The organism is Malaciobacter marinus (assembly GCF_003544855.1).
GTDB classification, from domain to species: Bacteria; Campylobacterota; Campylobacteria; order Campylobacterales; family Arcobacteraceae; genus Malaciobacter; species Malaciobacter marinus.
The window spans coordinates 2,422,827-2,437,546 of the sequence record NZ_CP032101.1 but is presented as its reverse complement, the minus strand read 5'-3'; the positions used below and the strand labels follow the sequence as shown (position 1 = coordinate 2,437,546).

At 30.0% G+C, this 14,720-nt stretch carries 14 protein-coding genes; all 14 read right to left on the bottom strand.

The genetic code is table 11. The annotated features are described in order from the left end of the window. Positions 1-159 precede the first annotated feature (159 nt). From AMRN_RS11850 to AMRN_RS11785, 14 genes are read right to left on the bottom strand one after another with little or no spacing between them, the layout of a single operon-like run. Positions 160-1,662, bottom strand: a complete 1,503-nt coding sequence (locus AMRN_RS11850) for an NADH-quinone oxidoreductase subunit N (protein ID WP_099310819.1) — start codon at positions 1,660-1,662, stop codon at positions 160-162. Continuing rightward, positions 1,659-3,140, bottom strand: coding sequence for a complex I subunit 4 family protein (locus tag AMRN_RS11845; protein ID WP_099310818.1), 1,482 nt, complete (start codon positions 3,138-3,140; stop codon positions 1,659-1,661). Before AMRN_RS11845 ends, AMRN_RS11850 begins: the two co-directional genes overlap by 4 nt. Before the next feature lies 1 nt (position 3,141). Beyond that, a complete protein-coding gene (nuoL, locus tag AMRN_RS11840) occupies positions 3,142-5,028 on the bottom strand; it encodes an NADH-quinone oxidoreductase subunit L (RefSeq protein WP_099310817.1) in 1,887 nt (628 codons plus the stop codon). After that, positions 5,025-5,339 carry an NADH-quinone oxidoreductase subunit NuoK gene (gene nuoK, locus AMRN_RS11835; protein ID WP_099310816.1) on the bottom strand — a complete coding sequence of 105 codons (315 nt, stop codon included), beginning with the start codon at positions 5,337-5,339 and terminating at the stop codon, positions 5,025-5,027. The genes nuoL and nuoK overlap by 4 nt, the downstream gene beginning before the upstream one ends. After that, complete coding sequence (locus AMRN_RS11830; protein ID WP_099310855.1) at positions 5,339-5,860, bottom strand: NADH-quinone oxidoreductase subunit J family protein; 522 nt, start codon at positions 5,858-5,860, stop codon at positions 5,339-5,341. The genes nuoK and AMRN_RS11830 overlap by 1 nt, the downstream gene beginning before the upstream one ends. Then, positions 5,853-6,359, bottom strand: a complete 507-nt coding sequence (locus AMRN_RS11825) for a NuoI/complex I 23 kDa subunit family protein (RefSeq protein ID WP_099310815.1) — start codon at positions 6,357-6,359, stop codon at positions 5,853-5,855. Before AMRN_RS11825 ends, AMRN_RS11830 begins: the two co-directional genes overlap by 8 nt. 1 nt (position 6,360) lies before the next feature. Beyond that, entirely contained in the window at positions 6,361-7,644 is a 1,284-nt protein-coding gene (locus AMRN_RS11820; RefSeq protein WP_118897450.1) for a complex I subunit 1/NuoH family protein, read from the bottom strand. Next, positions 7,641-9,077: an NADH-quinone oxidoreductase subunit G gene (locus AMRN_RS11815; RefSeq protein ID WP_099310813.1), complete on the bottom strand. Its 1,437-nt coding sequence runs from the start codon at positions 9,075-9,077 to the stop codon at positions 7,641-7,643. The genes AMRN_RS11820 and AMRN_RS11815 overlap by 4 nt, the downstream gene beginning before the upstream one ends. A 30-nt stretch (positions 9,078-9,107) precedes the next feature. Beyond that, positions 9,108-10,394, bottom strand: a complete 1,287-nt coding sequence (locus AMRN_RS11810; protein ID WP_099310812.1) for a citrate synthase — start codon at positions 10,392-10,394, stop codon at positions 9,108-9,110. 15 nt (positions 10,395-10,409) lie between these two features. Further along, a complete protein-coding gene (gene nuoF / locus AMRN_RS11805) occupies positions 10,410-11,654 on the bottom strand; it encodes an NADH-quinone oxidoreductase subunit NuoF (RefSeq protein WP_099310811.1) in 1,245 nt (414 codons plus the stop codon). Continuing rightward, a complete protein-coding gene (locus AMRN_RS11800) occupies positions 11,632-12,129 on the bottom strand; it encodes an NADH-quinone oxidoreductase subunit NuoE family protein (protein ID WP_099310810.1) in 498 nt (165 codons plus the stop codon). Before AMRN_RS11800 ends, nuoF begins: the two co-directional genes overlap by 23 nt. After that, positions 12,129-13,760, bottom strand: coding sequence for an NADH-quinone oxidoreductase subunit D (locus tag AMRN_RS11795; protein WP_099310809.1), 1,632 nt, complete (start codon positions 13,758-13,760; stop codon positions 12,129-12,131). The genes AMRN_RS11800 and AMRN_RS11795 overlap by 1 nt, the downstream gene beginning before the upstream one ends. Beyond that, the gene (locus tag AMRN_RS11790) at positions 13,753-14,271 is read right to left on the bottom strand and encodes an NADH-quinone oxidoreductase subunit B (RefSeq protein ID WP_099310808.1); all 519 of its coding nucleotides are present in this window, start codon (positions 14,269-14,271) and stop codon (positions 13,753-13,755) included. Before AMRN_RS11790 ends, AMRN_RS11795 begins: the two co-directional genes overlap by 8 nt. Next, positions 14,262-14,624 (bottom strand): NADH-quinone oxidoreductase subunit A, encoded by a 363-nt coding sequence (locus AMRN_RS11785; RefSeq protein WP_099310807.1) that lies wholly within the window; start codon positions 14,622-14,624, stop codon positions 14,262-14,264. Before AMRN_RS11785 ends, AMRN_RS11790 begins: the two co-directional genes overlap by 10 nt. Positions 14,625-14,720 lie beyond the last annotated feature (96 nt).

Below are 14,720 nucleotides of genomic sequence, written 5' to 3'. Positions count from 1 at the left end.
TCAAAAATCATTATAAAAAGAAATAGTAAGCTTGTACAAATATTGTACATAAAAAAGTAAGTTAAATAAAAAAAGCCCTATTTCTAGGGCTTTTATAAGTAGTGGTTTAAATAAGAAAAATTAAAATATTATACGTTAATTGTTACATAATAACACATACTATTTTATAAATAATGATCTAACAGTCATTTGCGAAATCTCAATTATTGTATCAATACTTGGAATTGGAATAAAAAATACAATAGCACTACCAATACCACCTAAAATAGTAATAGTAGCTAAGAATGCAATTACATATGTAGAAACTCTTTTATCATTAAATCCTACACTTTCACAAGATGCATTTGCTGGATAAAAATACATTGTTGCAATAAGTCTAAAATAATAATAAACAGATACGATTGTTGCAAATATTGCTAAAATTGCAAGTGCTGCAAATCCTGCATTAATTGCTTCTGTAAATACATAAAATTTTCCAATAAAACCTATAGTTGATGGAATACCTGCCAAGCTTAAAAGAAAAATTGTCATCATTGCTGCTAAAAATGGTCTTTCTTTTGATAAACCTTTAAAGTCATCATATGTAACTCTTACACTTGTTTCAGAAATAATATGTGAAATTAGTCCAAATGCACCAATTGCTGTAACTAAATAAGCAATAAGATAAAACATTGTTGCATATGCTGCTTCACCATTTTGTCCCAATGCAAGGAATGCCAATAATAAATATCCTGTATGTACGATTGATGATGCGGCTAACATTCTTTTTACAATTTTTTGAGTTACTGCTAACCATGTACCAAATACTAAAGTTAAAATAACTAATACATACATTATAGTATCCCAAAAATCAATAATAGAAGCAATATCTTGTAAGAAGATTCTTAAGAAAAATGAGAAAATCGCTATTTTAAATACTGATGCCATATAAGCAGTAATAATCATAGGTGCACCTCTATATACATCTAATACCCATGATTGGAATGGAAATGCTGCAATTTTAAATAAAAATGTAAATAAAATTAAAGTGATACCTATATATACTAAGTTTAATTCTGCACCACTATGTGTTGCGATATATGTTGAAATTTCACTTAAGTTTGTTGTTTGTGTTGCACCATAAATTAATACAGTACCTAATAAGTAAAAGGCTCCTATAAAAGAACCTAAAACTAAATATTTAAAAATTGCTTCAACTCTTTTATTGTCATCACTGTTATATCCTACCATCACATATACTGAAAAAGAAGCAATTTCAAGGGCTATAAATGCTGTTAAAAGCTCATTTGAGTTAGCCAGTAAAATCATTCCAAATAAAGCAAACATTAAAATAGTGAAAAATTCACCTTTGAAATACTTTCTATGTAAAAAGTAATGTTCACCAATTAATATTGTAAGCAAAGTACCTAAGATAAGTAGTATTGTAAAAAAGTTTGAAAACGAATCAAATATAAGTACATTATTGAATATATCACCATAAACTTTTATTGAATACATATCTTCAAATGAGAAAATAGAAAAACCTAAAGCTATAATTAAAAACATCGATGATATAACAATAAAATTCTTTGTAGAATATTTGTCATATACACTTAAAAGCATTAATATAACACTTGCTGATAAAACTATTAAAATTGGCATTATTAAGATTAATTGATTCATTTCATTGCTCCAATTTTTAAAATGTCATTGATATAATGAGTCACTGTTGGCTCAAATTTATCTATAAATATATCAGGATAAATACCCATTAAGAATACTAAAATAACCCATGGAGTTAAGCCAATAATTTCTTTTATTTTTAAATCTCTCATTTTTAAGCATTCACCATCTCTATTTTGTAAAATAGCTCTTTGAAACATCCACAACATATAAGAAGCTCCAATAATTACTGTAAGAGCTGAAATATAACCTAAAGTATGATTAAATTCATAAATACCAAAGATAATTAGTAATTCAGATACAAATCCATTTGTTCCTGGTAATCCTATATTTGCAAATAACATAATTGCAAATATAACTGTGAATATTGGTGCTGTTTTTGCAATACCACCTAATTGTTTAATAGATTTTGTTCCTGTTTCCTCATGAATAATACCAACAAGTAAAAATAGTGCACCTGTTGCAATTGCATGGGCAATAATTAAATATAATGCACCATTAATTCCATACTCATTCAATGAAAAAATACCAGCAGAAATAAAACTTAAATGTGAGGCAGAAGAGTATGCAAACATTCTTTTTATATCATCTTGCATAAGGGCAGCTATACCAAAGTAAACAAGCCCAAATAAACCAAATATTACAAACCACATAGAAAACTCTACATAAATATCAGGAAAAATAGGAATCATAAATCTTACAATTGCATAAACACCTAATTTTGCCATAATTGATGATAATAAAAATACTGCACCAGTTGGAGCATTTTTATATGTTTCCATAATCCAAGTATGTAAAGGAAAAATTGGAATTTTAATAGCAAATGCTGCAAGAAATGCTAGAAATAGCCAAATATTCTCTTCGTAACTTAATGTTGTTATTTTCATAAGATCATTGTATTGAAATGACCAATAACCATATTCTGAATTAAATGCAACACCAAGATATAAAATAGCTACAAACATTAATAATGAACCTGCCATTGTATAAACAGTAACTTTTATTGTTGTAAATACTTTATTGCCAAAACCATATATACCAATTAATAAAAATACAGGTAAAAGCATTACTTCCCAAAAGAAGTAAAATAGTACAACATCAAGTGCTAAAAGTGAACCTGTAACACCTGTTTGTACTAGAAGTAGATTAATCCAATAACCTTTTGTTCTTCCTTCCCATAAAAGTAAATATGAAGTTGGAATTAAAATGGCAATCATCATTAAAATTGTTAATGAAAAACCATCAACACCAATGTAATAATTGATTCCATAACTACTAATCCATGAGGCATTTGTTACAAACTGCATACCTGCACTTGGTTCAAACTCTAAATATAGCTTTAACACTAAAGCTAAAACAACTGTAGTTGCTAAAAAAGCTATATTTCTAACAGCTTCAACATTTTTAGTTGTAACCATTAATCCAAAGGCTACAACTGCTGGTAAAAATATTATAAAAGATAAAACATCTGCACTCATACTACAATCCTAACAAAATATATAAATATACAAAGATACAACTCATCCCAACTAACATAAATCCTGCATAGAATCTAACATTTGCGTTTTGAATAGTTGCAACTTTTTTTCCAAATGAAACAAACTCATTGCAAACAGTCATAATAAATCCATCAATGATTTTCTCATCAACAACTTTATCAATAAATGTACTTAATTTTTTACTTGCTTGTACAAATATTTTGTCATAGAACTCATCAACAAAGAATTTATTTGCAATAATTCCTTTTTCACTCTCTGGCTTATAAATATCAAATTTTGCATATTTTTTATATGCAACAAAGATACCAGCAACTGCTACAATAATCGAAGCTGCCATTAATATGTACTCAGTTGAGTGAGACATATGAATTACATTTGAATTTAATTGAACAAGCCATGCATCAACCATTGTTTCTCCACCAAAAATTGCGGGATAGTTTAAAAAACCTGCTGCAATTGCACCAATAGATAATACTAAAAGTGGGAATGTAATTGTTTTAGATGTATAAATATGTTGTGAAACATTTTTTGTAGGAGCCACAAAAATGATAAAATATAATCTAAACATATAAAATGCAGTTAAAAATGCGGTAAACATTCCAATTCCCCAAAGTAAATACTCACCTTCTTGAAAAGCTGCTGCTAATATTGCATCTTTTGAAAAGAAACCTGAAAATGGAGGAATACCAGAAATTGCAATTACACCAACTAAGAATGTAAAATGAATAATTGGTAATTGAGCTCTGTGTTGTGCAATTTTAAAGATATTTTGTTCATGATGAAGTGCAATAATAATACCACCAGCACCCATAAATAGCATAGCTTTAAAAAATGCATGTGTAAATACATGAAATAGCCCTGAACTATAAAAACCAAGACCAACCGCAATAAACATATATCCTAATTGAGACATAGTAGAGTATGCAAGTATTTTTTTAATATCTTGTTGTTTTGTTGCAATTATAGCTGCAAATAAAGCAGAAAATGCACCAATATAAGCAATAAACAGACCAATGTTTTCAATTCCACTATATAAAAAGTGAAATCTTGCAACCATATAAACACCAGCTGTTACCATTGTTGCTGCATGAATAAGTGCTGAAATTGGTGTTGGTCCTGCCATTGCATCAGGAAGCCATACATATAATGGAATTTGTGCTGATTTTCCCATTGCTCCAACAAATAGTAAGAAACCAGATAGTATTAATAATTCACTTGAAGCATTTGATATATTTGCTTCTATTGTAGAAAAGCTAAGTGAATCTGCACCTACTGCAAAAAATAGTGTAACAACTCCTAATAAAAATCCAAAATCTCCGACTCTATTTGCTATAAAAGCTTTATTACCTGCAATAACATTCTCTTTATCACCATAGTAAAAAGCAATAAGTAAGTAAGAACAAACTCCAACACCTTCCCAACCAATAAATAAAATAACAGGATTATCTGCTAATACTAAGATTAACATTGATGCTAAAAATAAGTTAAAATAAGCAAAAAACTTTCCAAATGCATCATCACCTTTCATATATCCAATTGCATAAATATGAATTAGCCAACCAACAAATGTAACAAACATTGACATAAAAATTGCAAGGTTATCTCCAAGAAAGCTCATTTGGATTGTTAAATCACCAATTGAAATCCAAGTGAATAAATTTTGAGTGAAAATTACACCTTCTTCTTTCATCTGTAAAAATAGATAAAGTGTAATTAAAAATGCAATTAAAGGTGTTCCTGTACCAATAATAGAAAATATTTTATCAGAAATTTTTTGCTTTTTTATATGATAAAAATAAAATCCTGCATTTAATATAGCACCTAATAAAGGAGCTAAAATTATCCAAACTAATAAAGGAGTATTCATGATTTTTCTCCTTGTGTTAGTGTAGTAAATACATCTGTATCTAATGATTTTTTTGATCTAAATAATAAAATAATTACTGATAAGAAAATTGCAGCTTCAGCAGCAGCTATCGCAATTATTAGTACTGTCATTACTTGTGCATCTAAATTAAAATGATATCTAGCAAATGTAACTAAAAATAGTGTAATACCATTTAGCATTAGCTCTATTGACATATAAATTACAAAGATATTTTTTCTTGCAATAACCCCAATAACACCTATTGAAAATAGCATCATTGAAACAAATGCATATGATGATAAACTTATCATTATTGTTCTCCTTTATTTTCTTTAGGTTTTCTTTTTTTCGCAAGAACAATTGAACCTACTAGCGCAACTAATAATAGTATTGATATAAGCTCAAATGATACTAACCAATTATTATAAAGTGCCATACCAACAGGTTTTATATCTCCAAAGTTACCATCTACTATATTTAAATCTTTTTCAGGCAGATTTGATACTGCTTTTAAAACTAAAATATTTAAAGGTAAAACTAATAATATTCCTAAAGCTACCAATGAATATTTCTTTGGTTCTTTTGGTAAATCTTCTTCTTTAATATTAAGAAACATTAAAATAAAAAGAATTAGAGTCATTATTGCCCCAGCATAAACAATTATTTGAACCATAAATAAGAAGCTTGCGCTTAATAGGGCAAATAATCCACCAATTGATAGCATAGTTATCAATAGTCCTAATGCACTATAGATTGGACTTTTACTTAGTATCATTACAATTGCACCCGCTATTGCAAATATACTTAGGGCTACGAAAACTATATCAGTCATCATTTAAATCCTTTGAACGTTCATTTGACATTAAGTAGTCTTTATCAACTACAAATTCTTCTCTTGTTGAACCTGTAAATGAAAAGATTCCTGTGTCCATTCTAATTGCATCACAAGGACAAGCTTCAACACAATACCCGCAATAAACACACTCTAAAAGGTCAATTTTGAACTGTTTTGGTCTCTTTTCAGCAACTCCATCAAATCTTTCTTGGGCATCTATAAATATACAATCAGCAGGACAAGCTGTTGCACACATATAACATGCAACACATTTTTCACTTCCATCATCCCATTTTGTAAGTCTATGTACACCTCTGTATCTCTCACTTAAGTCATCAGGCTGTACTTCTGGGTATGACATTGTTCTAAGATTTGATGTATCTTTTAAATTCTTAACAAAGTGCTTAAAAGTTGTCTTCATTCCACCTGCAATAGCTGGTAGATAAAGTTTGTCTTTTAGTGACTTTCCATGTCTTGGTACTATTTTAATTCCCATATTAACTTCCTGTAACTACAATATATGTTGCTGTTATTACAATATTTAATAATGATAAAGGTAATAACACTTTCCAACCTAACATTTGAAGTTGGTCGTATCTAAATCTTAACAGTGTCCATCTAATCCAGATAAAAACTAAAGCAACAAGAAAAAACTTAATAATAAAAGTTAAAACTTGAAGTACTGCAACTGTAATTGCTACACCATTTTGACTTAATCCAGTTGATAAAAACCAAGCAAATAAAGCAATAGTAAGAATACCAATTGTCCAAAATACTTTATTTAAAATTCCAGTCTCTTTTGCTCTTATATCACTTGCATCTTCCCAGTTATTATTTTTTTTCATCCAAGAAGTTAAAATAAATATTTTTATAGGAACTAATATCATGATAGCAATCATTACATAATCAATATTACTTTTAAGAGTTTGAGTATCTAGCCATGGAATTTGGTATCCACCAAAAAATAGTGTTACAATAATAGCACTTGCTGCACATAGTGCTGCTAATTCACCAACTTGAAAAAGTCCAAATCTCATAGCTGAATATTCAGTATGATAACCTGCAACAATTTCAGATTCACCTTCTGCTAAATCAAAAGGAGCTCTATTAGCTTCTGCAAATGCAGTAACGATAAAAATAAGTGCTGCTAAAGGTTGTAAAAAAACACCCCATGCAGGAATAAAACCAAATAATAGTTCTCCTTGTGCTACAACCATATCTCCTAAATGAATTGAACCATATGTTAATATCATAGAAATAACTGATAATGCCATAGCCGCTTCATATGATATAACTTGTGCTGTTGCTCGAATAGAACTTAAAATACCATATTTACTTCCAGATGAATATCCACCTAAAATAATTCCATAAGTTGATAAACCAGCAAATGCTAAAAACCACATAATACCAAGTCCCATAGGCAATGCTTGCATCATATGTGATTGATTGTCGATTATTAAATCATCTGCAAAAGGTATAACACCAAATGTTAAAAATATACAAAAAAATAGTAGCACTGGAGCTAATGTAAAGAAAAATTTATATCTAATATGACTAGGCATAAAATCTTCTTTAAATACTAATTTTAACATATCTGCTATACTTTGTATAAGTCCACCAAGTCTAATTGGGCCAATATTACATCTATTTGGACCAGCTCTATCTTGAATAAAACCTGCAACTCTTCTTTCCCACCATACTAAAATAGGAGTCATTCCTGTTGCTAAAATCAATGCAATATGAATATTTATAATAATAACTACTAAAGAAACTGTTGTCATATATTTCCTTTTTCAACCATACTTTTCATCTCTTCTATTAAAGAAGTGATAGATAAAGCTGGATTTTCTTTATTCATTTTAGAGATAACTTTTTGTTTTACACCATCACAATTAATATAAGTACCACTTTTTTCATAAAATGATGAAATGGCAATTGCTACATTTGATTTTTTAATTGTCATGCAATTATGTGAGAAACAACTAACTACTTTTTTATTTTCTAATAAGCTTAAATTATCATTGAAAAAGCTACTATCAAATATTACAACTAGTGAAGATTTATCTAAATTTTCTTTAAACTCTTTTTCGTCTTCACTTATTTGATACTCTTTAAATGCAGCTCTATTTGCACTTTTATCATTTTTTTTCAAATAATCATCACCAAATGATTCATCAATATAGTTTGGAGAATATCCAGTTATATTTGCTTTTACCATAGTAGCTAAAGCTTTTATATTTTGTATTTCTTCACAAGAAAGATTTGGTCCTAGTACAAAGAATGCATCTTTATTTGTAGCAATAAGCTTAAACATTGAGGCAATACTATTTTCAACTGTTGATTCTTTTGCATCTACTATTGCATTTGTAAATCTATTTTTATTCTCATTGTGATAAGATAATCTTCCTTCATCACAAATAAAATGACCATTTACTTCTTTATTTACTCTTGGTCTAAATCTGAAAATTTGGTCATCTTTATATTTCTCTTTTCTATGATCAACATGAATATTACATCCTTTTGAACAGCCATTACAAATTGCATTAAAACTTTCAAGAAACCATACTCTTTGTTGGAATCTAAAATCTTTTGATGTTAGTGCTCCAACTGGACATAAATCTACCACATTCATAGCATACGGATTAGAAAGTGGTTTTCCAGGAAATGTTCCAATTACTGAGTGATCAGCTCTGTTTATTACACCTAATTCATTTGTTCCAGTTATATCAGAACAAAATCTTACACATCTTGTACAAAGAACACATCTTTCTTGGTCAAGCATAACATTTGCACCAAGATCAACTCTTTTTCTTGCATGATTTTTACTATCAACATTCACTCTTGAGTCATAGAAACCTGATTCCATATAGTAGTCTTGTAATTTACATTCGCCTGCTTGATCACAAGTAGGACAGTCTATTGGGTGATTTATTAGTTGGAGTTCTAAGATGTCTCTTCTAACTTTTTCTATATTTTCACCCTTTGTTCTTACACTCATACCATCTTTAATAGGTGTATCACATGCAATTTGAGGTCTTTTTTGTCCCTCAATTTCTACCATGCACATTCTACAATTTCCATCTTTCCCTAGTGCTTGGTGATAGCAAAAATGAGGAATATGAATATTCTCATCTAATAAAGTATCAATTAAAAGACTACCTTTAGTAGCTTCTAATTCTTCTCCGTTTACTGATATTTTAACCATTTCACTCATGTTTTGTTATCTCCTTTAGGTAACTATTTTTTAGTTACCTGTATATAATTGTCTTGGTCTAGCTATTTTGTGAGTTGGATCTTGTTTTAACTCAGACCATTGTGAAATCCATCCTGGAATTCTTCCAATAACAAAGATTGGAGTAAACATTGCAACAGGAATTTTAAGTGCAGTTAGTATTACACCTGAATAAAAGTCAATATTTGGATATAAACCTCTATCTTTAAAATAATCATCACTTAATGCTGCTTCTTCAACTGCATGTGCAATATCTAGTAATTTAGAATCAAGATTTAATTCTTCTTTTAATTTATCTTGTAATTTTTTTAGTGTTTCAGCTCTTGGATCTCTGTTTTTATAAACTCTATGTCCAAATCCCATAAGTCTGAATGGATCATTTTTATCTTTTGCTTTTGCAATGTAAGATGGAACATTTTTAACATCACCAATTAATCTTAATTGATCCATAACTTTTTCATTTGCTCCACCATGTGCACTTCCCCATAAAGCAGCAATTCCTGATGAAATAGCAACATAAGGATGAGCTTCTGTTGAACCTACATTTCTAACAGTTGTTGTAGATGCATTTTGTTCATGGTCAGCATGAAGTGTTAAAATTGCATCAAGTGCATCAACTTCAACTTGTTTAATCTCATCATTTTTTCCACCACCAAGGTACTTCATATTTCCACCTGGATAAGCTCTTAACATATATAAAAAGTTTTCTGTGAAATATTTATTTACATCTGGGTAAATTAATGGAGTACCAATAGAGTTTCTATATGCCATAGCAGCAATTGTAGGCATTTTAGCTAAGATTCTTCTTCTCATTGTTTTAAATTCTTCTTCATCTTCTAAATGTAAATGATCTTTATAAAATGCAGATAAAGCAGTAGTTGCAGCTCCCATTGTAGCCATTGGATGAGCACCATCTGGTAAAGCATCAAATAATCTAATAATACCTTCATTTAAAAATGATCTATGTCTAATCTCTAAATCAAAATCTTCTGATTCAGCTTTTGTAGGAAGTCTTCCCATCATAAGTAAATACGATACATCAAGATATGATCTTTTTCCAGCAAGATCAGCAATATCATAGCCTCTATATCTTAATTCAGAGTTCTCACCATCAATGAATGTGATTTTAGATTCACAAGAAGCAGTTGATGTATAACCTGGATCGTAAGTAAACATTCCAGAATCCTTATAGAAACTTCTAATGTCTACAACACTTGGTCCTCTAGTACCATCAATAATATTGTACTCAAAAGACTTTCCACTTCTATTGTCAGTTAATGTCATTGTATTCTTTGCCATAATTTTCTCCTAGGTTTATTTAAATTCTTTTACAAATTCATCTTTAAATTTGATAATTATACTTTTAATAATATCTTTAACTGCAGGTGCAAAAACACATATAGTTTTACCATTCATTGTTTCACATACTTCTAAAATAGTATCTAAATCTTTTTGTGTACCTTCACCAGCTAACACTTTTGCAAGTATTTTGTCAATCCATCCACAGCCCTCTCTACAAGGAGTACATTGCCCACATGATTCATGATGATAAAACTCAATTAAGTTTTTAGCTACATCAACCATACTCATATCTTCATCAATTACAATCATCCCTCCTGTACCAAGTGTTGAACCAATATCCCACATTGATTCATAATCTAATACTGCTTTTTCTACCTCTTGAGCAGTTAAAATAGGGCAAGATGAACCTCCAGGAATTACGGCTTTTAGCTTTTTGCCTTCTTTCATCCCTCCACCAATTTTATTAATCACATCAATCATCTTATTACCAAATGCTAGTTCATAAACACCTGGATTCTTAACAGGTCCACTCATAGCAAATAGCATAGTTCCAGGTGATCTTTCAGTTCCATATGCTGTATAAGATTCATATCCTTTTTCTACAATAAAAGGAACAGTTGCAATAGTTTCTACATTATTTACTGTTGCAGGATTATCAAAAAACCATTCACACTCTTTTTGGTGTGGTTTTAATCTTGGATGTCCACGTTTTCCTTCAAGTGATTCTATTAATGCTGATTTCTCACCACAAATATATGCTCCACCACCTCTATGAACTGTTATGTCCATTCTATAATCATGACCCATAACTTTTTCACCAATGATTCCAGCTTCATATGCTTCTTTGATAGCTTCATTTAATCTATCAATAAACCATTTATATTCACCTCTTACATAAATATATGCATCATGAATATTCATTGCATAAGATGAGCATATTATTCCCTCAATTAAAAGATGCGGATCATATTGAAAAATTTGTCTATCTTTAAATGTTCCTGGTTCAGACTCATCTCCATTAACAATTAAATATGCTGGTCGTGGATCATCTTTTGGCATAAGTTTCCATTTTGGTCCACATGGTGCTCCACCACCACCTTTACCTCTTAAACCTGATTTTGTAACTTCTTCTATTACATCTTCTGGTGCCATTGTAAATAGTTTTTCGATTGAAGAGTATCTTCCATTATCTTTTGCTACTTCTAATTTATGTGAGTTAGGAATATCAAAATTTTTACTTACTACTTTTACTAGCATTTTTGCACTCCTCAATTACATTTTTTAGTGAATCTACACTTTGATTTTCGTGGTATTGTCCATTTAATGCAAACATTGGAGCTCCTCCACATGCACCTAAGCACTCAACCTCACTAAAATGAAATAATCCATCTTCACTTGTTTCTCCTGGATTTATACCAATTGTCTCTTTTATGAATTTTTTAAGTTCAGGAGCACCCATTACCATACATGACAATGTTTTGCATAATTCAATATGATATGTTCCAATAGGTTTTAAATTAAACATTGTATAAAATGTTGCAAATTCATAAACCTCAATAGGAGATTTGTTTAATTTATCAGCAACAAAAATCATTGCATCTGGGCTTACCCAACCTTCTTGTTCTTGAGCTAACCATAAAGCTGGAAGCATCATAGAGTTACTATTTGGGTATTTTTTAATTTGTTCTTGAAACTTTGTTTCATTTTCAGGTGTATATTTAAATTTACTCATTATCTATCAAACTCCCCTGCAATAAAATTCATACTTGCCATTGTAATAACAGCATCTGCTAACATTCCACCCTCAACAATTCTTGCATATGCTCCAAGAGAATAAAAGCTAGGTGGACGACATTTTACTTTATAAGGTGTACCTGTTCCATCACTTGTTACATGAAAGCCTAACTCTCCATTTGCACCCTCAGTATATCCATAGTACTCACCTTTTGGAACTTTAATACCCTCAAAAGTAAGTTTAAACTGATTCATTAATCCTTCAATATTTCCATATACATCTTTTTTATCAGGAAGTAATACTCCTTGATGATCCACATTTAATGGTCCATCTGGAAGCTCTTTCATAGCTTGTTTAATTATTCTCATTGATTGTCTAATCTCTTCAAATTTAACCATTACTCTATCATATACATCACCATGGCTTCCAATTGCTACATCAAAATCAAAATTTTCATAACCATAATAAGGAGCATCTTTTCTTAAATCAAAAGCAACACCTGATGCTCTTAAATTAGGCCCTGTAACTCCTGCACTAATTGCGAACTCATCATTTATTACACCCACATCTTGTGTTCGGTCATGAAAAATTCTATTATGCTCTACTAATGATAAAGCATCATTTATCCCATTTTCTACATCTTTTAATACTTCATTTAAATCTTCTTCAAAACCATCATACAAATCAAATTCTAAACCACCAATTCTTGTGTATGAGTTTGTTAATCTTGCACCTGTTAATTTTGATAATAAGTTATAACTTTTATCTCTTGGTGCGAATAAGTACCAAAAGTTTGTAAGTCCTCCAAGGTCAACCATATTTGCTGCATTACATACTAAATGATCAATTATTCTACTTAATTCACCAATGATAATTCTAATCATTTTTGCACGGGCAGTTATATCAATTCCTAACATATCTTCAATTGCTTTTGAATATCCAATATTATTTAAAATAGCACTACAATAGTTAAGTCTATCAGTATAAGGAATAACTTGTGAATAATTATGTGTCTCACATGATTTCTCAAATCCTCTATGTAAGTATCCAACTTCTGTTACACAAGCCTGAATTGACTCTCCTTCCATTGCTAAAAAGTTTCTAATTGTACCGTGACTTGCTGGGTGAGATGGTCCAACATTTAAAAACATCAAATCTTCATGATCTTCTTTGCTATATCCATAAGATTCAAGTAATGGAATCATTTCATCCATTAAGTCTTCTGTTTGTGTACACAATTGTCTTTTAGTTACTGGATAATCTTTTCTTAAAGGGTGACCTTTAAATTGATGGTGGTTAAGAACTCTTTTTAAGTTTTTATGACCTTTGAAAATTATTCCATATTGATCATATACTTCTCTTTCTCCCCAATCTGCACTATAATACATATCTGAAATAGAATCAACTGTTAAAGTTATATCATCAACAAAAGCTTTTACTGTTATAAATTTTTTAAATGTATGATCTCTTAAAATATATACAATAGCAAATCTACTAGGAGTTACATCTGGATATTCTAAATAATCAATAGCAGTTATATCTAATAAAAGAGGATAGCCATCTTTTTTTAATTTAGAAATTGTATTTCTTATTTCGTTTGCATTAATTAAAAGTTCATTTTTATGCATCTAAAATTCCTTTGTACTCTCTTTTCGCTCTATCTTCAAGCACTGTTTCTCTTTGAGCTTTTTCTTGAACTCTCATTACTGCATCTAATACAGCTTCTGGTCTTGGAGGACAACCTGATACATATTCATCTACAGGAATAATTTCATCAATTCCTTGAACTGTTGTATAATTGTCATAAAAACCACCAGAACATGCACATGCTCCCATAGATATAACCCATTTAGGTTCACACATTTGATCATAGATTTTTTTCAAGATAGGTGCTTGTTTATATGTAATAGTTCCAGCTACTATCATTAAATCTGCTTGTCTTGGAGAAAATCTCACAACTTCTGCACCAAATCTAGAAAGGTCATATTTTGCACCAACTACAGACATAAACTCAATACCACAACATGCAGTACCAAATACCATCGGCCACAAAGAGTATGATCTACCCCAATTTACTGCGTGATCTAACTTTGTTGTGATTATTGAATCTCCAAATGATGACTCTGCTCCTAATCCCATGATAACGCCTTTTTCTTATAAATATAAATTAATCCTGCAAATAGTAATGCCATGAACATAAACATTTCTGCTAGACCTAAAAATCCAAGTTCTCTAATATTTACTGCCCAAGGAAACATGAAAATAATTTCTACATCGAAAATCACAAAAAGAATTGCTACTAAATAGAATTTTATTGAGAATCTAAGATTTGTAGTACCTATTGGGTTTGAAACCCCACTTTCGTATACTGTGTTTTTTTGTTTGTCATCCTTATTATTAGGGCCTAAGTATCTAGTGAGTACAAATACACTCGTTAATACTAATCCCATAATGATAAAGACACTTGACGCTAAAAGTAGTTCTGTTGACATTATACTTCTTCCCATATAGTTTAATTATGTTTGGATTGTACAATATTTTGTAGTAAGTATAAAGGTATTATAAGATTATTTTACACATTCGTCAAA